We start from the raw sequence: 22005 nt of genomic DNA, 5'->3' as shown, positions 1-22005 counted from the left end.
GAGTTTAAAGTAAATGCAGGCATGCAAAAGCTAGTATGGTTACTGCTGTGCCAATTAACGCTCCCAGTATGAGGGCTGGGAATGGTCTTGTTTTTTTATCATACAGAATCATAAAGATAAGTGCGGATAACGTATACGCAAGCAGTGCGACAATAGTCAGGGTGACAAATAACGTAATGACTGTCGATACTGCGAATGCGATTGCAACCAGAAGGCTCGGACGAACGAGCTTCCCTTTGTCAGAGAAACGAGTTTCAATGACGATAACGGTCAGAACGACGAGTGCAATCAGTACCCATATAGTCCCCGCTGAAATAGGAGTATTTTGAAGCTTGGCTTGCCGAAACAATCGGTCTATAGGTTCGAAGAACACAATCATACCGACAATGACGGCAAAACCCGCGGACACCAATACGGACGCCGCGGCGACGTCCTTCGCAATTTTGGCAAGCGGATGACGATCCGGCATCGCCAGATCGACTGCTTTTTCCACAGCGGTATTAATAAGTTCCGTAACAATCATGAGGGTGACGGCCAGCAAAATAAACAGGATATCTGTTTTGGGCAATTGAAAGAACAAGGCCGCCAGTAAAACGAGAAAAGCAACGCAAAAATGAAATTTCATATTGCGCTGCGTATCAAGAGCATATTTGATTCCTTCGTAAGCGTATCGGAAGCTCCTGCGCCATTTACGGAAGCCGTCCGACATTAGCGGGTGAGACCTGCTTTTTGCAAAATCTCTTCTTGCTTAGCGAACATCACTTTTTCTTCTTCTTCACTCTGATGGTCGTAACCAATCAAGTGCAGGAAGCCATGCACGAACAGAAATCCAAGCTCTCGTTCAACTGAATGTCCGTACTCTTCTGCCTGGGCAATGGCGCGTGGCACAGAAATAATAATATCGCCTAACGGTTCAATAAATGCAAAATCCTCGTCACCGTCCGCACCTTCGACTTCTTCACCGTCTTCGTAGTTAATTTCAATCTCATCCACGCCGAATTCGCTCATCGCAAACGAAAGCACATCAGTCGGTTTATCGATATTGCGGTACTGCTTGTTGAGCTCATGAATCGCCTCATCGTCAACAAATGTAAGCGCAACTTCGCCTGCAGTAACGCCTTCCGACTCACCAGCCAGTCGTAAAAGTTCTTCAAGTTTGCCGGCAAACTCAGGCGTGATGTCCTTTACTTCTTGCTCGCTGCTCCATTCCAGCGTTAAATCAACACTTGCCATTGCAGCCGCCTCCTTAAATTAACCCCACAAATATAAATTACACAATCAACATCACCGTTAAGTGCCCGTCTTCTTGGAAGCCAGTTCACTTGGATACTCAATCCTTGAATGAAAAATACCTAATAGAGTTTCGTTCAACGTTTTGGCAATCGTGTCCAGTTCTTTCAACGTGAGATCACATTCATTGAACTGACCGTCGTCCAGGCGCGATTTAATGATTTTGTGGACCATCGAGTCAATCTGCTCCAGCGTCGGATTTCGAAGAGAACGAACGGCAGCTTCTACACTATCTGCAATACCGACAATAGCCGCTTCCTTGGACTGCGCTTTCGGACCCGGATAGCGGAAATCCTCTTCACGAATTCCGTTGTCCGCGCCCTCCTCCTCTGCCTGTTTCACTGCTTTATGATAAAAAAAGTGCAGCAGGGTCGTACCATGATGCTGTTCGGCAATATCCCTAATCGGCTTCGGCATCTTAAAATCCTTCAACATTTCAACCCCATCGCGCGGATGGGCAACGATGATTGATTTACTCAAGTTCGGATCGATGCGATCATGCGGATTCTCGATGTTCGTTTGATTTTCAATGAAGTAACTTGGACGTTTCGTTTTTCCGATATCGTGGTAGTACGATCCGACTCGACACAACAGGCCGTCCGCCCCGATCGACTCCGCCGCAGCTTCTGACAGGTTACCAACCATCACACTGTGATGATAAGTGCCTGGTGTCTCCGTGAGCAACTTACGCAGCAGCGGATGATTAGGGTTTGACAGCTCCACAAGTTTTAGAGGCGACAAGATACCGAATGCAACTTCAAAGAAGGGCAGCAAACCGATGACGAATACGACTGTGAGCAGGCCGCCGGCAGCCGCAAAGGAGAGCGACATAATCGCTTCTTTTTGGGAGAATTGATCCTCCATCAGCATCATGGCCGTGATCGTCAGCATCGAGAAGAACGAGATCATCAAACCGGCTTTCAATATGGTCGCTCGTTGGCTTGCCCTTTGAATCGTGAATACAGCAACGAAACAAATAACCAAACTTACTAATCCGTATCGAAAATCAAAAAGAAGCATATGCTCCGTGTTGAAAATAATGCTTGCCATTAAGGAAAATAAGACCGATGAGATGAAAGCAAGCGGTGCGTCCAGCAAAATCGTGATAAGGATGCTTCCTAGAGCCATAGGAGCCAGGTACCCGATATACGGGTAATCCATGTTCTGACCAAGCGAAATGATTTTCATACCTGCAACGTTTATCAGAAAAATAAGGATAAGCATCACAAGTTGCGAATTATTGTATGTAATCGGTAATGTGCTTTGTCTCACAAACATAAAGACAACAAAAGATAAAAGGGCAGCTAATATCGCAAGGCCCAGCTGCGGCAAATGATTCGCTTTGTCCTTGAGCAGCTCCAGATTATCCAGCCTTGCGTAAATCTCCTCGGTGATGACATCACCGACGTTCACAAGGACATCATTCTTGTTAATATAGACAGGCTTTACACTTTCCCGGGCTTGTCCTCTTGCATCGTCGGTACCTTTTTGATCGAAAAATTTATTCGGTGTAATAACCGCTCGAACAATCTCTGTCACCAATTCCCTTGACGTATTCTTCGTCAGGTTGGATGTGTTAACCAGCTCCGCCACTTTCGCACGCGCCGTCTGTGCATCAAGAATCTGATCGTTCATCAGTTTTGATACAATATCCTTTGTAACCGGCAGCATGGCGGTTAAATCTTCTTTTGTCAAACGGGGAAGTTTGAAGAATGCTTCCTCAGGGAGCTGATACTGTTGTTCAGCCAGCCCCTGTTGTATCTGTTCCAACAATGAATCGTTGTACTGGCCGCTGTTACGCAGCGTTTTAACCGACTGATTTTCCAGCTCGCTGATGAGCTGTGGAATGACTCGGCGATAAATGCTGACCTTATCGTCGAATTTCACTTCTTCGTCAACATTGATTTGTAATAATTTATCATAAATAGCATCAATTAACGCATCATTCTTCAGATTAACAACCCGATATACAGGTTGGACGCGTTTGGCCGCATCTTCTTTGGCTTGCTCGGTAGCTACAGCATTCTCGATTTGCCTTGGTGCGTAGATCGTTTTCTCGCTGACAGCGCCTAGTTGAATATCATATACTTGCGGGACGAGCTTAACATAAAGAGACATATAAAAGATGAGCGCCAGCAGGAGAAACAACAGCAAACGCACCCAAATGCTGTATTTCCATCCGATCAGCCGGTAATGAAATTTGCCTTTTACTTGCACTTCATTCTTCATCACGGAAGGTCATTCCTCTCTACATATCAACCAAGCTTGTTCACTTATCCTTTTCTTCGTTATAGGCTATGATGATCTTCTGTACAAGCGAATGACGGACAACATCCTGCTCATCAAAATAAATAAAACCAATCTCCTCGATATTGCGGAGAATCCGATTCGCTTCAACGAGTCCTGACGACTTGCCGCGAGGCAGATCGATTTGCGTCACGTCTCCGGTAATAACCATTTTGGAACCGAAGCCAAGGCGCGTCAAAAACATTTTCATTTGCTCCGGCGTTGTATTTTGCGCTTCATCCAGAATGATGAAAGAGTCATCCAGCGTTCTGCCGCGCATGTAAGCGAGAGGGGCGATCTCAATAAGCCCGCGCTCGAGCGACTTGGCCACCTGCTCGGGACCTAATACATCATTAAGAGCATCATACAATGGGCGCAAATAAGGGTCAACTTTTTCCTGCAGATCCCCGGGAAGGAATCCGAGACTTTCGCCGGCTTCAACAGCCGGACGCGTCAAAACAATCCGTTTGACGGCACCCTCTTTAAGCTTGGTTACGGCAAGAACGACGGCCAGATAGGTTTTACCCGTGCCTGCAGGCCCAATACCGAAGACAATGTCTTTCTTTTTGATCGTCGATACATACTGCCGTTGGCCGATTGTTTTGACCCGAATCGGTTTACCCCGATGGGTCGTAGTAATCTCGCCTTTGAACAGGTCAAGCAGCTGGTCCGCTTTCATTTGTTTGGCAAGCTCCACTGCGTACAACACATCGCGCTCTGTCAATGTGTAGTTATTACGAATGAGCTGCAGCAAAACCTCAAAAAGCTGCTGAAGTGAGTTCACTTCGCCAGCAGCTCCTTGTATCGTTATTTCCTCTTCTCGAGTAAAGATTTGCGCTTCAATTTCGCGTTCGATCAAGTGCAGGAACTTATCCTGCGGTCCGAACAAAGCTAGTCCTTCAGCAGGATTTTTCAAAGTCAATTTCACGGATTGTGCGTTTTCTACCAACAGGCCTCATTCTCCTCGTGTCACAATTGGCTGTTCTACAGCTATATTTTCTTCCACTTCAAAATGCACTTCCATATAAACTTTACCACTCTCTGTTTTTTCATGCAAAATTTTTTCGCCGGCGATCCGCGAATCCGGTCCAGCGGAAGTGAGTAAATCGGCTCTCGCTTGCTCTAAACCGCTCTTCTTGGCATTCTCTGCTTCAACAGGCTCCTCGATATAATTAACCTCCATGACTTTCTCATGAAGCCACCCTATTGGCAGTGTAATAGAACGCCATTGCAGCGTTTTGCGTTCGGGAATCGTTTCGAACTGAGCATATTTGTGTTTGCCATAGCCGCTGACTTTCAGTGCCCTCGTCCCGAAAATGAGATAATTGCGATTGGTCGTTTCTCCTGTATATACTTTATAGCTTTTCGTTAACAGCACTTCGATTTTGGAGGTATACCAGACAATCCCTTTCACTTTTCCATTCGCTACGACAACCTGATTATTCGCATCATTACCGATAATCCCGGAAATGAGCACGTCCCCTTTGCGGACATACGTATTCGGCTTCACCATCGGTCTGCCTTTCACCGATTGAATTTCCGTAACAAGCGCGTTTTTCGAAGCAACCAGATGCCTGGGGTTCATAAGCGGTCCTCTATCCGGAATCGTCGCTTCTACAACTTTAATTATAAGATGCGTCCCGCGAATTTCGACACCAACCCATGCGGCATTCGGCAACATTCCCTGAATTTCGCGCGAAAGCTCCTCGGTTTTTTTTAGCCTAAATTTCCATTGGAACGTATGTATTCCTTGTTTAGCGGCTGCTTGCAAGATCTCGTCTTTCCTAATGCGCTCATTCCCTTCCACACTAACCTGCCAAACAAGGGATGTCAGCACGTACAAAGCAACGATGAAAGCGGCTATACCGCCAAGGAACAGCTTGCGTCTGCCCAGTCTGTCCATAAAAAAAGGAAGCCCATGACGCGTCAGGACATGTACGCGACAGCCTGTCCGTTTCAAAAGCGGTCGCAGCCTGAAGAAGTCCTTGATCAAGATATATAACTCCAGCTTATTCTCTTCCGTCGGCTTAATATCCCATATGGAGAAGCCGCTCTCCATCATGGGATTAATGATGCCTTGGGCGCCCTTACCTTTTAGCTGTATGCGAACATACCCTCGCAGACGGGCAATGAAAATTGATTGCTTCATGGTACAGCCTCCTGTTCATAACTATCAAGCGCGCATCTATGGGATGTACTTTACATCATCAATCAAACCTTCGATGAATACTTCCTCTGATAAAATCGCGCGAATGACCAGCTGCTTTCCGTACACTTCTAGCTTCCCTTTCGTTAATTCGAGCTTCAAAATCTCGCTGGAGAAGTGAAGCACGCCCCGGTGATTCTCCACATAAAGCTGTACGTTGCCGATCATCGTAATGCGCGGCAAATCCTGCACCACATCCTGGGGAAGATCGAGGATTTTAGCCGTGAACTGGTTCCATTTGCGGGTCAAGCGACGCATAGCTGGGCAGTACCCCCTCTAAACTAGATGATCATGGCGGCAGGAGCGCGCATAGACTTTTTACCAAATTATGCTGTAAATCCGTGATTTATGTGCTCCAAGAAAAAACACCCCGTCTGATAGTAGTCAGAGGGGGTGTTAGCTCGGAACTATTATTTATCGGCGATACGGCTTCTTTGACCTAGGGGGGCCAAGGATTTCTGCCCATACGATGCCTTGCATAAGCTGCTGCTGCGTCGGTTGTACGGAAAGCAGTTCAGGGCTATGGCCGGGTTGATTGTCAGCAGTTGATTCAGCAAACGCGTTTAATGCCGACGCGGGTGAATGAAAAGGCGATTCCTTACGCTCAGGAGAGAGCGTTGAAGTTCTGGCAGCTTCAGACCTCCCATATTCGTTCTGCTGGCGTTTTGGCTGCTTGGTTGCAGATGTATGACCTTCTGAGCTTCGAGGCGCTCCGTGAGGCTTTGAAGGGCTGCTTAGTTTGCCATCGAATGAAGGCATACCATGAATCGTTCGCCTCTTGTCGCTTCCTTTCGAAGATGCATCCATCCACTTCTTTCTGACTTGATAGAAGAAGGTTAGCGCTATTATGACCAAGTACCAATGCTTGAATGCAAACTCGATCCATTGTTCCACTCCGGCACTTCCTTCCTGCTATTCCTTCTCATTCTTGCCGTCATTCATTTTGCCGAGAGAAGAACGCATTTGCGTATCTGCATCAATATTTTTGAGATTCATGTAGTCCATGACACCTAACTGGCCGCTGCGCAGTGCTTCCGCCATCGCCAGCGGTACCTGCGACTCGGATTCGACAACTTTTGCGCGCATTTCGACAACCCGAGCCTTCATCTCCTGCTCGGCTGCAACCGCCATCGCACGTCGTTCCTCGGCTTTTGCCTGGGCAATACGCTTATCCGCCTCAGCTTGCTCAGTTTGCAGATGTGCGCCAATGTTCTTGCCTACATCGACATCGGCAATATCGATGGATAAGATTTCGAACGCGGTCCCTGCATCCAGTCCTTTACCCAGAACAGTTCGGGAAATCATGTCAGGGTTCTCCAAAACATCCTTGTGGGAATCGCTGGATCCGACTGTTGTAACAATCCCTTCACCGACGCGGGCGATGATCGTTTCTTCCCCTGCACCCCCGACCAAGCGATCGATGTTCGCCCGTACCGTAACCCTCGCGATAACTTTCACTTCAATTCCGTTTTTCGCTACGGCAGATACGATTGGCGTTTCAATAACGCGTGGGTTTACGCTCATTTGAACGGCAAGAAGCACATCACGACCTGCGAGGTCGATCGCCGCTGCTCGTTCAAACTCCAAATGAATGTTGGCGCGATGAGCCGCAATTAATGCATTGACGACGCGGTCCACGTTACCGCCTGCCAGAAAATGGCTCTCAAGTTGATTGATGCTTAGTTCAATGCCGGCTTTTGTCGCCTTAATCAAAGGGTTGACGATCCGGCTTGGAATAACGCGGCGCAGACGCATCGCGATTAAAGTGATGATGCTGATACGCACGCCTGAAGCGAGCGCCGAAATCCACAGCATCACAGGCACTACACTAAGCAGCACCGCTAGCGCAATAATAATAATGGCTGCAAGAAGCAGCATATACAAGCTTGGGTCTAAGGTCATTTCATTGCCTCCTTGGTATCTGTTTGATTGTATTCCCTAACGACGATACGCGTTCCTTCTACCTGTACAACGATAACCGCCCTGCCAGTCGGGATAAAGCTGCCGTCTGTTACCACATCAACGCGCTCTCCGTCTAATAGTGCCGTCCCTGCGGGGCGAAGCGGCGTTATCGCTTCTCCGGTTTTGCCGACTAGAAAGCTCCGATCGGGATGGGATATGAAGCCTTTATCCGCCGTTAACTGCTCCCTCAATATAAAGCGATTCCATACGCCGCGATGCTTAAAGTGCTTGATGGCGAAGGCTACTGCAATAATAGCTACTAACAACGCTACGCCAAGCATGATTGCGGCTTCCTTAGGATCTGACGAGGCCATCATGACTCCGCCGAATAGACAAATTGCCCCCAGGACGCTGAGAATGCCAAAACTCGGGACGACAAGTTCCAAAATTAATAGCAAGATACCGATACCAAACACAGCCAAATCACCAAAACCGGCGAACCCGGCCAAATAAAAACCTAAAAAATAAAGTGCGAAGCCGGCAATCCCCGCTGCGGCCAGCAATCCGCTGCTAAAAAAAAGCAGTTCAAGTGCAATCCCCACAATTCCGACAATCAACAACACAGTTGCAGTAACCGGATGAGTCAGAAAAGCAGACAATTGTTCCGCAAGCATAACCCTTCACTCCCTTTCCTTATACTTCCTTCACGCACCTATCAATAATATGTACGTTTTACAACACAAACTGTTTCGTAAACTGAAAAAACAAAAAACCGGAAGGATAGCATCCCTCCGGTCTTGCCGAACATATTTGGTTTAACCTAATTGTTGTTGGACCAACTGATTGATAAGTTTACCATCAGCGCGTCCCTTTACCTGTGGCATTAATGCAGTCATCACTTTGCCCATATCCGCTTTGGAAGAAGCACCAACTTGCTGGATGGTCTGCTGTACAATGGCTTTCACTTCTTCCTCAGAAAGCTGTTGCGGCATGTACTCAGCTAGAATAACAAGTTCTGCCTTCAGGTTGTCGGCCAGATCGTCTCTGCCGGCTTTTTCAAATTCTTGGAGGGAATCCTTACGCTGTTTGATCTCACGAGTAAGAACGTCAAGCACTTCATTGTCGTCTAAGGTTCTTTTCAGATCTATCTCCGAATTCTTGATAGTAGAACGAACCATACGGATTACAGAGAGTTTGAACTTGTCCTGACTCTTCATCGCTTGCTTCATATCTTCGTTCAATCGTTCGCTTAAGCTCATGTTGCCTCCTAGAACTTTCTCTTACGAGCAGCCTCTGACTTCTTCTTACGCTTAACGCTAGGCTTCTCATAATGTTTGCGTTTTTTAACCTCTGCTAGAACGCCATCCTTAGCGATGGAACGCTTAAAGCGACGAAGTGCAGCATCTATAGTTTCGTTCTTGCGAACTCGAGTTTCTGACACCAGTTTTCCCTCCCTCCGAACAGACCGTCCAAGACAAAGCGGTTCATCAAATCTCATTATATGTGATAGCAATTAGGGTGTCAATGCGTAACCTTTCCTAGGCAATGATCACCTTAGTTGGCGACCCCTAACGGAGCTAATTTAGCCCCTCCCATCAGATGATAATGGAGGTGATGTACAATTTGTCCCGCATTAGTTCCACAGTTCGTAATCACCCGATATCCGGTTTCAGAGACTCCCAATTCCCTTGCGACTTGTTGGGCCGCTTTTTGTACTTGTCCGATAACCGTCCAGTCTTCGTCAGCTGCCGCGTCCAATGAAGCAAAATGCTTTTTGGGAATAATCAATACATGAATCGGAGCCGCGGGTTGAATGTCGTGAAACGCCAAGACTTGCTCGTCTTCGTAGACTTTTTTGGAAGGGAGTTCTCCTGCAACAATTTTACAAAAAATACAGTCACTCATCTTTTCGAACGCTCCTTTAACTTATATCGAATGTGGCTATTCTAATCTTATCGGAAAGAAAAGAAAAAATCCATTTCCGGATACAGTTGCAAATGCTTCAGCTATCAAACCATTCTTGCGCAAGATCGACGGCCATCTTAAACCGAGCCCTGCCTTGATTTATAAGGGAACTGCGAGCTTCTTCATAATTTCCGCTCAACATCCATTTTGCATTTTGTTCTTTAACCTCGTGAAAAGATTGCCAGGCTTGCTCTAAGTTTTGCAAGAATAGCCGGTCTTCGGATTTTTGAGCTAAATCGTTCAGTTGTTTGAAACATGTGGAGAGCTCCGATTCCAGCACATTTTTTTCCTCGAACCAACTCTGGATTCGCTCTGTGTCCCGAGACTCAATCATCGAAACCATAACCGCTCGAATACCGATAGCCCCTTCAATCCAGGCATCAATACTAGATTTTATCGGATGGATAATATTCGATTCCGGAAGCTTAAACTGGGAAACGGCTGAACGTAACGATAAACTGTTACGTCTCGCTCCGCGAATATTGTCGGACATCGTTGTAATACTGCGCTGCTGTACTTCTGCAGAGGCCAACACCTCTTCACTGCCGGCTGCAATCTGTTCAAACATAGCTGCTGTATGCTGTACGGCTTCCGAAATTGTACTTGTGCTGCCAGTTACCAGTTTCAAAGACTGATCAACAGATTCAATGCTGCCGCACAATTCGGATAAGAATGATTCAACTCGACTGTATCGGTGGGCACCCTTATCCATGATTTGTACGCCGTTATCCGCGGCTTCTTTCATATTAGATACAGAAGCGGCCAACGTATTTGCCGAATCCGAGACTCTTTGAAGTTGCTCTCCGATATTTGCGGTTGCCAGCTTAGACTGGACGGCTAATTTGGAAATCTCCTGGGCGACAATTGCAAATCCTCTGCCATGTTCACCAGCTCTGGCTGCTTCGATATTAGCATTGAGCGCCAATAACTGAGTTTGACCAGATACCTCTTCAACGATATGGGTAATTTCGGCTATTTTGGCCAATGCATGATGCAATTGATCCATTTCCAGATGAAGCTGTTCGCTTTCTAAAGTCATTCCTCTAATGTGTTCGGCGGCAGCTGAGATCTCTTGTTTGCCGTGAGCGATTTCAACTGACAATTCGGCAGATGCTGCAACGACATTATTGTTGTCTTTGCGAATATGCTCGAGAGCGGATTGGATACCATTAACCTGTGCAGAAGCATACTGAATATGCTCTGCCGAATCTTGAATGCCAATTGTCATCTCTCGTATCGTATTCGTGACTCCTTCAACTTGAAGCGAAACAGAATCCGAAGAATCCCGAATGATTTCGACCTTTTCATGAAGCTGACGGGAGGAACGGTCTACTATGCGAATCAGGGAATTCAAACTATGTACTGTTTTGAAGATCATATTTGCGAAAGTCTGTTTCTTGGGTGATGGTTTTGTTCGTACAATCGTCAAATCACCGGCCGCAAGACGAGATAGCATCTCTGTTGTTTGTTGCCTAGAAGACTGAAATGGAAGAATCCTCACAACAAACACCTCCTCTACGTAATTAGTTATGTTATATAATCTAACACAATTATATCGAAAGGCCTATAAAAGTACAAATTTTCCTAAAAATCGACGCTCTCGACAAATACTGTGACACCAACGTAACATAAAACAAAAAACGCCACGAAAATGAATTTCGTGACGTCACATTTAATGATCAGCTCTTCTTTAGTAATAAGGCAACAGCGATAAAGCTAACAAAGTTGCCAATGGCAGCACTTGTCTGGCAAATCTCCGCCGTGGGAAATAATAACCCGGATACGGATATGGATAATATGGATATGGGTAACCAAATGGCGCAAACGCCCTCATTTGCTCCATTTCTTGCCCGCCAATCGGCACAGCAAGGTATAAATGATCATCATCCACATTCTCAACTATTCCGTCGTACATCGTGCCATCCACCGTAGTCACGCTAACATATCTGTACATGTGACTTTTACAAAGAGAATAAGCTTCCTTTTTATGCATAGGCTCCAGCCTCCTTTTTACCAACAGCATATTCAGCTATGGGCAAATGGCTACTAGGAGTTTTAGAAATAGGCTTATCTTTTGTTGAGAATCAAAATCTAACGGTTATGCTGCTTTTTGGCAGCTTGATGAATTTTCTTCCACTTGGCTTTTTCCGCCGCTTGCAGCCCTTTATCTTCTTTGCGCGCCAAAAAAGCGAGCTCTTTCTGCAGCTTTAAATAATTTTGAAAGCGCTCATGTGCCAGAGTCCCGTCAGTTAGTGCCTGCTTCACAGCGCATTTAGGCTCATTCTCGTGCTTGCAATCCTGAAAGAAACAGCTCGCTCCCAGCTCTTCAATATCTTGAAAAGACGTACTCAAGCCCTCGGACGCATCCCACAACTGGAGCTCCCGCATGCCCGGTGTATCGATCAAGATCCCTCCGCCAGGAAGAGCGATCAACTCCCGATGCGTGGTCGTATGTTTTCCTTTATCGTCCCCGGAACGGATATCCCCGGTTTCCAAAATCTCCTCGCCATAAATACGATTGACGAGCGTGGACTTTCCTACACCCGATGAGCCTAGGAGAGCTACTGTTTGCCCGGCTGAAACATAAGCAGCAAGATCGGCCAGCCCCCGATTTTCCGCCGAGCTAATGATGTGAATCGGCACGCCGACAGCCACCGCTTCCACTTCCGCGGCTTTCGCCTCCGGATCATCGCACAAATCAGCTTTGCTTAGTACGATTACCGGATTAGCGCCGCTTTCCCAAGCCAGTACAAGGTAACGTTCGATTCTTCTCACATTAAAATCCAGATTAAGCGCTGTGACTAAAAATACCGTGTCTACATTGGTGGCGACAATCTGCTCTTCTGTGACTTGACCTGCTACTTTGCGGGAAAACTTACTTTTGCGCGGCAGCACAGCGTGGATTGTCGCTCTCTGCTCATCTTCGCGAACGGTGATAACCACCCAATCGCCTACAGCCGGATAATCCTCACGCCGAAGTGCGTTATGGCGCATTTTCCCGGAAACTTCCGCCAACGCTTCACCTGATTCCGTTTGTACGCGATACATATGCTTATGCTCCAAAGAGACGCGGCCTGCTTGATATCCTTCTTGTTTATAAGGTTCGAAAGCTTTTTCAAAAAAGGGACTCCATCCCAAATCATCTCTACTCAATCGCCCGATTCATCCTCTCATGCAAATCTAATACAAGTATAGTCCGACGGCTTAGAAATCACACGGGAAACAATCATTATTAACGATTTTTTCTCCACCGCAGCATTACGTTAACAATGGTCAATTCCCTTATAGACTGACGGTCTAATTAAGCATATAATAAAAGTATACCGATCGTTGAAACGGAGTGATCCGATGAGTCAGTTCATGAGAGCCTCCACCCGCAAAAAGCGGGATGTCATGATGGAAGCGGCTTTGACCATGTTTATGGAAAGAGGCTACGAAAACGTGTCTGTTGACGATATTATCGCATCGACAGGTACATCAAAAGGAACCTTTTATCATTATTTCAAAAGCAAGGATGCCATCATTTCAGCGATTTACAGCAAGCAAATCGAATTCATTCAAGACTGGGTAAAACAACCTCCTTCCAAGGTGCAGTCCCTTGAAGGCCACATTAACCGCTTGTTTTTAGACTTAGCGTCCAATATTGGACCGTACCCGCGTCTGATTCGAAGTTTACAAGCACTTTCGCTGCAAAACGATACAGTGAAGGCGGAAGAACAGCATCAGCTGCGCATACTCTCGGAAAGCTTGCTGCATTGGCTGCCGGAGCCTAAAAAAATCGAACTGCTAGTATGTATGTACGCAGGCACCATACTGAAATGGTGCAGCGAAGACAATGCCGATTTACTCTCCATGATGAAAAACAACTTAGCCTGGCTATGGGCAGGCCTTCGATCCGAAGAGCCAAATGCGTCGCTGCAGGTAGAACCAGTCTCCAAGGAGGAAAACAAAATGAAAGTAGCAATTATTGGCGGTGGCCTCGCCGGATTAACCGCTGCCGCTTATTTATCCGAAAATCCACATGTTGAAGGCATCTTGTTTGAACGCAGTCCGCAATTGGGCGGACGCGCTTTTACGTACGAAAAAGTCGGCTTCACGCTTAATTACGGCGCACACGCGGTGTATGGCATCGACCGGCACACATTGACCTCCATGGAAAAAGAACTGGGACTTTCTTTCAGCTCCAAGCAAGTGGATAAGCGCAAGGTTGTTTATGCCAAGAACAATCAGCTCACGCCGGCTCCGCTCGATGCAATCAACCTGCTAAGAACCGATCTGCTCAATACCGTTCAAAAAGTTCGATTCGTCGGTGAAATTGCCGCCATTATCGCAAATATTCATAACCTTAAAAATTACGCGACCTTAGCGGATTACTTAGCCGAATCCGATGCTGACGAGGATGTAAAAGAATTATGGGAGCATCTCGTTTGCTCCAACTTCTTCATCGCCCCTGAAGATGCCCGTAAAGTATCCGGCGCCGTCATCAGCGAGTACTATCACAATCTGTTCCTTTCCAGCAAGCCGGTGAATTATGTTTTGGGCAGCTGGGCCGTCATTACGAATCAGCTGAAGCAAAAAATGACTTTAAGCGGCCGCTGGGAAATCGCGCTTCAAGAAGGCGTAGACAGTCTTCGTTACTCGGACCGGAAGTTCATCCTTCAAACGAAAAACCGTGAAATGGCATTTGACAAAGTCATCTTCGCCATGCCGGTTCAACAAGTCGTGAAGCTGCTCAAAGGTACGGCGTGGGAGCCTTTCCTAGCCCCTTACGAATCCAATACGGCTACGGAAGTCATGGTCTATGATATCGGACTCAGCAACGTTGTTGCCAGACCGTTCAGCTACATCAGCGATATGGACAACAAGCTGTTTATCAGCGACGTATCCGCAACGGATCACACGCTTGTTCCTGAAGGCGGGCAATTGCTGCAAGGTATCGCCTATCTGAGCGACAACTTTGACAACGAAGAAGAACGCAAAGCATACTTGGAACGGAAAACCGTGCAAATGGAAGCCCTGTTTGACAAGCACTATCCAGGCTGGCGCGATGTGACAGCTGTGAAACGGGTATCGAAAAAAGCGATGGTTTCCAGTGTAAAAAACATCGCAACCAACAACTTATTGCCAACGCGCATAGAAAATGTGCCGTTCTACTTCTGCGGAGACGGCTGTACGGGAAAAGGCGAATTGGCTGAACGAGCATTCTCCAGTGCACGTATTGCTGCATTATCGATCGTAGAGGAAGTTCAACAGGCACTACAACACGCATAAAAAAAGAAACGGCTCCAACGTTTGCGACAATTGTTGTCGGATGTTGGAGCCGTTTTTTCATTGAGCAATATGTACAGTTTAGTTTCCAGTCGCAATCGTAACCGTTCTGCTCGTACCATCCCATGTCACCTTACCGCCAAACGCTTCCCCAACGAATCGGGCAGGTGCCAGCGTAAAACCATTGACCAATTGAGCAGGTTCATCCAATTGCATGGCTTTCCCATTCAGGTAAACGGTCGTCTGATCAATTGTGAGCTGTATGGTCGTGCTTCCTTTGCGCGCAGTTACTTTACGCGTCTGGGCCTCATATTCCACAGTCGCACCCAGCTTTTCAAAAATTGCACGCAAAGGTGTCATCGTGGATCCGTTAATAATCGCAGGAGGTTGTTCGAACGCTTCGTTTTTGCCGTCAATTTGGACGGAAACTTGCGAGGACAACCCGAACGTTCGGCTTGCGACTTGCTTGCCGGATTTATTAAAAACGCGCAGCTGCAAAACGGATCCTTCCGGCACTTCACCGGCCTGCAACTCCAAACCATAAGGTAACTCAGTCTGCGTCGCAATTACTCGCCCGTTCAGCGCATACTCCACTTTTCCGATGTATATGTCCGGTATTTTCACAAATGGAACAAGCTTGGTCTTCTTGGCAAATGTCTGGTGATTTGCATCAAGAGGGACGTAACCGATACCATCCGCAGGTTTTGCTGCTTGAGACACATTGTCCAGCAGATAAGGATTTGCAATCAACTTGCTGTAATAGCTTTGGACGGCGGCCGAGTCGCTTAAAGAATAGTCATTTTTGGCGTTGTCCATTTTTTGATCGACATTAAAGTACGTGATAGCCTTCAATCTTGGATATTTGTAAGGCATAATTTCATATAACCTTTGTAAATTGAGCTTCGCCCATTCCGTAAAATCTTCACCCGCCGAATGGGAATAGTGAGGAACACCCGTCTCGGCCAGCATAAGCGGTTTGCGATCCGCGTAGGTGTTATATAGCCTCGTTAACCGCTCCACATTGCTGGTTGCAATCATAGGAGGCAATGAAGGATCACCGTTCTCGTAAGGCTCAATGTACAAACTCACACCTACCCAATCCACATATGCGTCACCTGGATAATAGGGGTCAATATCGTTCGCAGGGACGTCGCCGGGACTCCAGACCATTGCAATGTTCGGCGCTTCGGCTGCAAACACGTCGTGAAGCATGCGGAATTTCTCTATATACTGGCTTGGATTGCCGTGCCATTTTACCCATGCCCCGTTCATCTCGCCTGCAAAGCGCAAGAAAATCGGGATGCCCGCAGCTTTTGCATCCTGAGCCCATTTACGCAAATAAGCGTTATCCGCTACCGGATCGAGTCCGTCATCAGGTTCCCAAGCAATTTGCAAAGCGGCCCCGGCTTCTTTGGCTCTTTTGACGTAACTTGAAGGGAAAGGCTGCCCCCAATGTGCATAGGCCAAATAAATCGCATGCTTTTTGCCGTAAACACTTTCCGTTTTCGTAAACAGATTACCGACTTTCGGATCTTGCTCGGAATATAATCCTAAATATGTACCATACGCAGGTTCGAATTTGGCGAGTTTGCCGTTCGTTGGCAGCGCACGAGCTTGTAACTCCGTTTGATCGGAATCCTGCATATACAATTCGACCGTCGTTCGAATTTGGTCAGCGCGCTGCAATTTCACGGCTCCCCAATCTTTCCCGGCTTTGACCCAGTATTCGTTTTCAAGCTCGTAATATCGAATCGCTTGATCATAATCGCCTATGGAATCGAAGTAGGCATCCAGTTTGCCGTAAAAGAGGGCGGCATTCTCCCACTCTCCGATACTTGCGTAATGGTCGGCGAGATATTGCCAGTGAGGGACGGCTTCCGCTTTATTGCCTTTGGAAACTAACGAATCCGCCAATTGCCAATGATCCCATACGATATCGGCACGGGCAGCATGAGGTGCGCTCACGAGACTGACTGCCAGCATGGAGCTGACTAAAGTCATAACTCCGGCATGTTTTAATTTGTTACTTATTGAAGATCTGCCCCATTGACCTTGCGTTCGACTTGTTTTCATCCATACCTCTTTCCCATCCGCTTAACAGATGGCATAATTTGACGCTATTATACAACAAAATCCCTACAATAACGTGAAACAATTTGTATCCGATAAACCTTTAGAAAAAAAAAAATCAGCGAACAAAGTCGCTGAATCAGGCAAATTTCTTATTATTGGGACGGTTTCGCGAAAATGGCGCGTGTTCGTTTGCGCTCAGCCCGCGTTAACGGTTGAACATAGGCAAAATTACCTTTTTGAGCAGCCCCTCTAATGGCACCGGCTCTGAAACGACCGCCGGCAGCCGGTACGGCAACCCGTACTCCATAGGTGGACATGATCACTCCCAAAGGATTACTGATCGAAACCCGTCCATTCTCAGATCCGGCGAAGTTCAGGGCTGCTGCGAATCTGTCTGAACGCAACCACACCGATCCGGAGTCTCCCGGAAGCGATACGGCGCCGACGTTTCCTCGAATGATACTCTGGTTTCGGAACATGATCGTACCGAGGGTACCACCATAGTTCACATTTACATCCGCATTATTCGCTTCGACCGTCCCTCTGACAAATCCCGTTGTACGACCTGATTTCATAAGTTGTAATCCAACCGGATAACTGGTCAGATGTCCGGATAACGTGATTAACGCGCCAGAGGAACTGACCAAATAACGCGGATTCAGCAAACTGTTGGATGTGGGAATAGAAATGGCTGAATCTTGAAAATTAACCCCAGCCGGCCGCAACGGGACAAACTGGAAAAGACGCCCAATCCGGTCTGTGCCTGATCTTCCGGCATCCGCCGGTCCCGGTTGAACCGTTTCCGCAAATGCTGTACTGTTATTTTTGACGATAACATGGTTATTGCTGAGAATGTAAAGCTGGTTGTTCTTGATGACAACGAGCCCGCCCGTTCCCGTGCTAAAAGGGTCCACCTTCCCTATGCTTGTGCCGCCCGGTACCGGGCGTACACGGCGATTAAACAAAGTGGGTCTGACTAATTTCGGTTTAGAAGCAGCCGCATTGGCTCTGAACTTGCTGGAACCTATAAATCGGACAGGAACATTCGTTCCAACAGCTGCCATTAACATTTTCAAATTCTGTACACTCGTAGCTGCAATATTTTTCCGGGTATACACATTAATGCCGGCCCCTGATGCCGGTTTGTTCGGATTTGCGTAACCGACGCCAACACCATAGACATCGGGCCGTTTCAGCAGTGACATTGAAATTCTGTTCTTATGCTTTAAAGCCTCATAAAATGTCGCCATTCGCATGCTCCCTTACGGTCAGGATGGTGCAGTGTATGCACCCATGTACGACTTTGCTTGAGGACTTCGCCTAATAACTTTCAACGTTATGAAAAAAAGGCTAATCAACGGTAAAACCTTCGATCAGCCTTCTCCAATATGATTTATAATTCTTCCATCGTAATTCGACTTCCCCGTCCTGACGGCTCTGCCGGATGGACGATCAACTTTCTTGGTAGACGAGCCCTTAACTCCGGTACATGAGAGATTACACCTACGGCCAGACTGTCCATATGCAGCTTCTCCAGCGCCCCGATGACCATATCCAGCAGATCTTGATCCAGCGTGCCGAAGCCTTCGTCCAGGAAGAAAAACTCCAGCGGATACTCGCCTTTCAACTGGATCTGAGCCGATAAGGCAAGCGCTAAAGCCAGCGAGGTGAGGAACGTTTCTCCGCCAGAAAGCGTGCTGACCGGGCGCTTGACACCTCCGTTAGCGTCGTCGCGGATGACGAAACCGCCCCCGGAGTCGACCTCAATGGCATAGCGCCGGCGCGTCAACTCGCCCAGCCGCTCGGAAGCTGCGCGGCTGACCTGAATGAGCTGCTCTTCGGCGAGGTATTCGACGAAGGCGTTTGCCTTCAGCACGGCTTGCAGCTTACCAAGCCGCTCCAGCAGTGCCGCCAGCTCGATGCGGCGTACCTCCAGCTCGCTCCACCGCGCATGCCGCGCAGCGAGCTCTTCGGCGGCTTGCGCCGCCTTGGCGCGCGTCTCCAGCGCGGCCTCCGCCCTTGCCTTCGCGGCGCCCAGCTGCGCCTGCGTCTGCTCCCACTCGGCCGCGCTCAGCACGCGGCCCTGCAGCTTCGCCGCCAGCTGCGCCAGCCCGTGGCGCAGCGCCTGCTCGCGCTCGCGATGCTCAGCCGCGAGCGCAGCCCACTGCTGGCGCTGCTCCGGTGCCAGCACAGCGGCTTCGGCGGCTTCGCGCGACGCGAAACCGTTATCCGCGAGCGCGGCATGGAGCGCGCGCTCGGCTTGCGCCAGCTGCCGCCCTGCTGCGGCTGCAGCTTCAGCGGCGGCGCTGTGGCGCTGCGCCGCCAGGTGCTGCTCGCGCTGCGCAGCCGCATGCGCGAGCTTGGTCTGCTGCGCGTGCTGCCGCAGCCGCTCCAGCGCGGAGGAAGCCTCCGCGATGAGCTGCGGCACGGCCGCGCCGGGCGCGCGCTGGGCGAGCTGCCGCGACTTGTCGGCGGCGAGCTGCGCCAGCCCCTGCAGCCGCTCGTCCAGCTGCAGGGCGGTTTTGTCCTGCTCCAGCGCCGCGCGCTGGAGCTCCTCGATCTTGACCAGCAGCCCGTCCAGGAACGGGATGCTTTTCTCGATGCGGCCGCGCAGTTCGTCCGCGGCGCGCTCATTCGAAAGCAGCTGCTCGAGCTGCGTCTCGACGTCATCCCACGACAGCTCTGCGAAACGGCTGTGCCAATGGCTTAACTGCTCAGCTAGCTTCTCATTGTTAGCAACCAGCTTGCGCTCCGTCTCTGCGAACATACTAGCTGCTGCTTGCTGTTGAGCGGCCGCTTGAGCATGCTGCTGTTCAAGCGATTGATGCTCTTTCTGCAAAGCGTTTAGGCTGCGTTCCAGTTCCCCCACTTGGTTTTTATTGGAAATTATAGATTCCCTTAACGACTCCCACGCAGTTTCAAGCATTACGAAGCTTGCTGCTTGGTTAATCAATTCGTCTGTATGTACGACAGGAACAGCGAGTTCTCGAGCTGCAGCTACCTCGCCCAGCAATACGTTGTTTCGAAGGTCTCCCAGTAATAATTCGGATGACTGCAAATTCGGCATTGAATCCGTAACTCCTGTCATCGTTACACCTAAAGCCTTCGCTTGTTCAATCGCATGAGCAGCTGTGTATATTTGCTGCGAATGCGTAAATTGAAACTCCTTTGCCAGCTGAAGCAGGTCTTGAATTTGCTGCAAGGTCTCTTCCGATGCTGCTCCGCTGCCGGCAGTCCCATGAAACGCATGACCGTCTTCCAATGCACGGCGTGGCGAAGGATGTTCGGTTGAACCGCATACCGCACAGGCTTCACCGGCTATTAGCTGCTCAGCTAGAATTGCTGCAAGTGCCTCCCGCTCATGCTGCTTCCAGATTCGTTTATGCTCGTCCTGAGCTGTCTGTACGACTGAGATTAATTGGACAAGCCGTTCGTTATCCAAAAACATCGAGTTACGCAGTTGCCCAGCTTGTACCAACCACTCTGATAGCCGTTGATGGAAAACTTGACGCTTCGCTGCCTGCTCCGCTTGGTTTTGTTCTGATACCATTAAAGCAGCCGCTTTGGCGTCTTTTTCTTTCCGGGCTTCCAGTTCCTGCACTTGCAATAATTGTATCGCCTTTTTCTCCTGCTGAGCTTCTTGCAAATGATGGCGCATAGTTATATTGGGCTCAACCTGCTTCAGCTGTTCTTTGAGCTCCGCTTGCTTAACGAGTGCTTTCTGCTTCGTCTCCACGGTTTTCCCGATTTCAGCCTGAAAACCATCCAACAACGCTTTCGCAGCCGCTTCTTGGGTTTGTGCCTCCTGTACTTGAAGCCGAATTTGCTCAAGCTCATTCTGAAGAACCAATGCTTGCTGCAGCTGATCCAGGCGCAGCATTAAAGGTCCCTCTTGAGCCGCCAGGTCCCGTTGGGATTGTTCGTTGGCCGTTTCCGATTGCTCATAAGTGATATCGGCAGCTTTTTGTGATATCGTCGCCGCTTCTAGCTGCGTTTGACTCCTTTGAACTTCCGTCACAGCAAGCGCCTGCTGCTCCAAATAAGGTCGCACGCGTTCCGCTTGCTCAGCTTTTTGCAGCAGCAGCTCTTTCTCCAGGATGTACGCTTCTTGTTCCTTCTGCTGCCTAACTTGCAGCTCTAAAGCGGCTTTTTCCGTCTGCCATTGGAACACCTGCTTGTGTTCTTCATGAAGTGCTTCGTGGCGCTGCAGCTCTAAGCGACTTCGTTCCGATTCCTGCTCGGTTTCAATGAGTCGGGCTTTGGCTTCCTCCAGCGCTGTTTCCGAAGCATCCCCTAGTCCTTGCTGCTCGGCTGCAAGCTGCTTGACAGCGCTGTCCGTTTCTTTCACTTTAGAGCTCACTTTCGCGCTCAGATGATCGCCGTATTGCTCCAGATGAAACAGTCTTTGCAGCATTTGCCGGCGGTCTTTACCCGTCAGCGTCAGAAATTCGGCAAATTTCCCTTGCGGCAGCACGACAGCCCGTGTGAAATCCTGCATGGATAGTCCCAGAACAGTCTGTACCTGCTGATTCACCTCACCCGATTTATCGGCAAGCACAACCGTCTCTTCCCCCTTGAACTGAAGAAGCCTCGCAATGGTGCCGTTAATCGATTGCTCCGACCCGCGCTTGAACTGCCGTTCGACCCGGTAGCGCTCGGTTCCTGCAGCATTCGTCAGCTCGAACGTAAAAGAAACGAACAGCGTCTGTTCGGCATGATTCATAATCGCTTGTGTGCCGCCGCTGGCCCGCTCAACTTTTCCGTACAGCGCGAGCGTTATGGCATCGAGGATTGATGATTTGCCGCTGCCAGTAGGACCGAAAATACCAAACACCCCGGCATCGATAAGCTGGCTGAAATCAATCGTCTGCAGCTCGCGATAACTTTGGAGGCCGGACATTTGTAACTGAATAGGACGCATGTGTTCAAGTCCTCCTAAGTGTTTTTCGTTTTTCGTTTTTCGTATTCCCTTGATAGTTATCCACAAGCACTCCATTAGGATAAGCTCAGATTCT

19 protein-coding genes are annotated in these 22005 nt (G+C 48.6%); 1 reads left to right on the top strand and 18 read right to left on the bottom strand.

Annotated features, from left to right (window positions below; translation table 11 throughout):
• Positions 1-4: 4 nt before the first annotated feature.
• The 15 genes from ICC18_RS03085 to rsgA form a co-directional block, all read right to left on the bottom strand.
• On the bottom strand, positions 5-709 hold the full coding sequence (locus ICC18_RS03085; RefSeq protein ID WP_188172896.1) for a diacylglycerol kinase: 705 nt from the start codon (positions 707-709) through the stop codon (positions 5-7).
• Positions 709-1233 carry an rRNA maturation RNase YbeY gene (gene ybeY, locus ICC18_RS03080; RefSeq protein ID WP_188172895.1) on the bottom strand — a complete coding sequence of 175 codons (525 nt, stop codon included), beginning with the start codon at positions 1231-1233 and terminating at the stop codon, positions 709-711. Before ybeY ends, ICC18_RS03085 begins: the two co-directional genes overlap by 1 nt.
• 57 nt (positions 1234-1290) lie before the next feature.
• Positions 1291-3519 carry an HD family phosphohydrolase gene (locus ICC18_RS03075; protein WP_188173212.1) on the bottom strand — a complete coding sequence of 743 codons (2229 nt, stop codon included), beginning with the start codon at positions 3517-3519 and terminating at the stop codon, positions 1291-1293.
• A gap of 40 nt (positions 3520-3559) precedes the next feature.
• Positions 3560-4525: a PhoH family protein gene (locus ICC18_RS03070; RefSeq protein WP_188172894.1), complete on the bottom strand. Its 966-nt coding sequence runs from the start codon at positions 4523-4525 to the stop codon at positions 3560-3562.
• 6 nt (positions 4526-4531) lie between these two features.
• Positions 4532-5725 carry a sporulation protein YqfD gene (gene yqfD / locus ICC18_RS03065; RefSeq protein WP_188172893.1) on the bottom strand — a complete coding sequence of 398 codons (1194 nt, stop codon included), beginning with the start codon at positions 5723-5725 and terminating at the stop codon, positions 4532-4534.
• Positions 5726-5761: 36 nt separating this feature from the next.
• Positions 5762-6040: a sporulation protein YqfC gene (gene yqfC, locus ICC18_RS03060; protein ID WP_188172892.1), complete on the bottom strand. Its 279-nt coding sequence runs from the start codon at positions 6038-6040 to the stop codon at positions 5762-5764.
• Between the two features lie 156 nt (positions 6041-6196).
• A complete protein-coding gene (locus ICC18_RS03055; protein WP_188172891.1) occupies positions 6197-6676 on the bottom strand; it encodes a YqfB family membrane protein in 480 nt (159 codons plus the stop codon).
• A gap of 18 nt (positions 6677-6694) precedes the next feature.
• Positions 6695-7684 carry a flotillin-like protein FloA gene (floA, locus tag ICC18_RS03050; RefSeq protein ID WP_188172890.1) on the bottom strand — a complete coding sequence of 330 codons (990 nt, stop codon included), beginning with the start codon at positions 7682-7684 and terminating at the stop codon, positions 6695-6697.
• Positions 7681-8358, bottom strand: a complete 678-nt coding sequence (locus ICC18_RS03045) for an NfeD family protein (RefSeq protein WP_188172889.1) — start codon at positions 8356-8358, stop codon at positions 7681-7683. Before ICC18_RS03045 ends, floA begins: the two co-directional genes overlap by 4 nt.
• A gap of 141 nt (positions 8359-8499) precedes the next feature.
• Positions 8500-8943, bottom strand: a complete 444-nt coding sequence (locus ICC18_RS03040) for a GatB/YqeY domain-containing protein (RefSeq protein ID WP_188172888.1) — start codon at positions 8941-8943, stop codon at positions 8500-8502.
• An 8-nt stretch (positions 8944-8951) separates the two neighbouring features.
• The gene (gene rpsU / locus ICC18_RS03035; protein ID WP_010491812.1) at positions 8952-9125 is read right to left on the bottom strand and encodes a 30S ribosomal protein S21; all 174 of its coding nucleotides are present in this window, start codon (positions 9123-9125) and stop codon (positions 8952-8954) included.
• A 113-nt stretch (positions 9126-9238) separates the two neighbouring features.
• Positions 9239-9589 (bottom strand): histidine triad nucleotide-binding protein, encoded by a 351-nt coding sequence (locus ICC18_RS03030; protein WP_188172887.1) that lies wholly within the window; start codon positions 9587-9589, stop codon positions 9239-9241.
• Positions 9590-9686: 97 nt separating this feature from the next.
• Entirely contained in the window at positions 9687-11150 is a 1464-nt protein-coding gene (locus ICC18_RS03025; protein WP_188172886.1) for a methyl-accepting chemotaxis protein, read from the bottom strand.
• 189 nt (positions 11151-11339) lie between these two features.
• Positions 11340-11642, bottom strand: coding sequence for a hypothetical protein (locus tag ICC18_RS03020; protein ID WP_188172885.1), 303 nt, complete (start codon positions 11640-11642; stop codon positions 11340-11342).
• A 98-nt stretch (positions 11643-11740) separates the two neighbouring features.
• A complete protein-coding gene (rsgA, locus tag ICC18_RS03015) occupies positions 11741-12802 on the bottom strand; it encodes a ribosome small subunit-dependent GTPase A (protein ID WP_223192266.1) in 1062 nt (353 codons plus the stop codon).
• A 195-nt stretch (positions 12803-12997) separates the two neighbouring features.
• Here rsgA and ICC18_RS03010 point away from each other — a divergent pair, with 195 nt between their 5' ends.
• The gene (locus tag ICC18_RS03010; protein ID WP_188172884.1) at positions 12998-14920 is read left to right on the top strand and encodes an FAD-dependent oxidoreductase; all 1923 of its coding nucleotides are present in this window, start codon (positions 12998-13000) and stop codon (positions 14918-14920) included.
• Between the two features lie 78 nt (positions 14921-14998).
• Here ICC18_RS03010 and ICC18_RS03005 read toward each other — a convergent pair whose 3' ends face one another.
• The 3 genes from ICC18_RS03005 to ICC18_RS02995 form a co-directional block, all read right to left on the bottom strand.
• Entirely contained in the window at positions 14999-16990 is a 1992-nt protein-coding gene (locus ICC18_RS03005) for a stalk domain-containing protein (RefSeq protein WP_188172883.1), read from the bottom strand.
• 152 nt (positions 16991-17142) lie between these two features.
• Complete coding sequence (locus ICC18_RS03000) at positions 17143-18240, bottom strand: chymotrypsin family serine protease (RefSeq protein ID WP_223192265.1); 1098 nt, start codon at positions 18238-18240, stop codon at positions 17143-17145.
• A gap of 143 nt (positions 18241-18383) precedes the next feature.
• Complete coding sequence (locus ICC18_RS02995) at positions 18384-21911, bottom strand: SbcC/MukB-like Walker B domain-containing protein (RefSeq protein ID WP_188172881.1); 3528 nt, start codon at positions 21909-21911, stop codon at positions 18384-18386.
• Positions 21912-22005: the final 94 nt, after the last annotated feature.

It is taken from the genome of Paenibacillus sedimenti (assembly GCF_014534655.1).
GTDB lineage: Bacteria > Bacillota > Bacilli > Paenibacillales > NBRC-103111 > Paenibacillus_E > Paenibacillus_E sedimenti.
This window is presented reverse-complemented; position numbering and strand designations above follow the sequence as displayed.

What these genes read in the sequence shown, in the direction of transcription:
- ICC18_RS03085 (WP_188172896.1), bottom strand. Translation starts at nt 709, where the DNA reads ATGTCGGACGGCTTCCGTAAATGGCGCAGGAGCTTCCGATACGCTTAC.
- ybeY (WP_188172895.1), bottom strand. Translation starts at nt 1,233, where the DNA reads ATGGCAAGTGTTGATTTAACGCTGGAATGGAGCAGCGAGCAAGAAGTA.
- ICC18_RS03075 (WP_188173212.1), bottom strand. Translation starts at nt 3,519, where the DNA reads ATGAAGAATGAAGTGCAAGTAAAAGGCAAATTTCATTACCGGCTGATC.
- yqfD (WP_188172893.1), bottom strand. Translation starts at nt 5,725, where the DNA reads ATGAAGCAATCAATTTTCATTGCCCGTCTGCGAGGGTATGTTCGCATA.
- yqfC (WP_188172892.1), bottom strand. Translation starts at nt 6,040, where the DNA reads ATGCGTCGCTTGACCCGCAAATGGAACCAGTTCACGGCTAAAATCCTC.
- floA (WP_188172890.1), bottom strand. Translation starts at nt 7,684, where the DNA reads ATGACCTTAGACCCAAGCTTGTATATGCTGCTTCTTGCAGCCATTATT.
- ICC18_RS03045 (WP_188172889.1), bottom strand. Translation starts at nt 8,358, where the DNA reads ATGCTTGCGGAACAATTGTCTGCTTTTCTGACTCATCCGGTTACTGCA.
- ICC18_RS03040 (WP_188172888.1), bottom strand. Translation starts at nt 8,943, where the DNA reads ATGAGCTTAAGCGAACGATTGAACGAAGATATGAAGCAAGCGATGAAG.
- ICC18_RS03030 (WP_188172887.1), bottom strand. Translation starts at nt 9,589, where the DNA reads ATGAGTGACTGTATTTTTTGTAAAATTGTTGCAGGAGAACTCCCTTCC.
- ICC18_RS03020 (WP_188172885.1), bottom strand. Translation starts at nt 11,642, where the DNA reads ATGCATAAAAAGGAAGCTTATTCTCTTTGTAAAAGTCACATGTACAGA.
- ICC18_RS03010 (WP_188172884.1), top strand. Translation starts at nt 12,998, where the DNA reads ATGAGTCAGTTCATGAGAGCCTCCACCCGCAAAAAGCGGGATGTCATG.
- ICC18_RS03005 (WP_188172883.1), bottom strand. Translation starts at nt 16,990, where the DNA reads ATGAAAACAAGTCGAACGCAAGGTCAATGGGGCAGATCTTCAATAAGT.
- ICC18_RS03000 (WP_223192265.1), bottom strand. Translation starts at nt 18,240, where the DNA reads ATGGCGACATTTTATGAGGCTTTAAAGCATAAGAACAGAATTTCAATG.
- ICC18_RS02995 (WP_188172881.1), bottom strand. Translation starts at nt 21,911, where the DNA reads ATGCGTCCTATTCAGTTACAAATGTCCGGCCTCCAAAGTTATCGCGAG.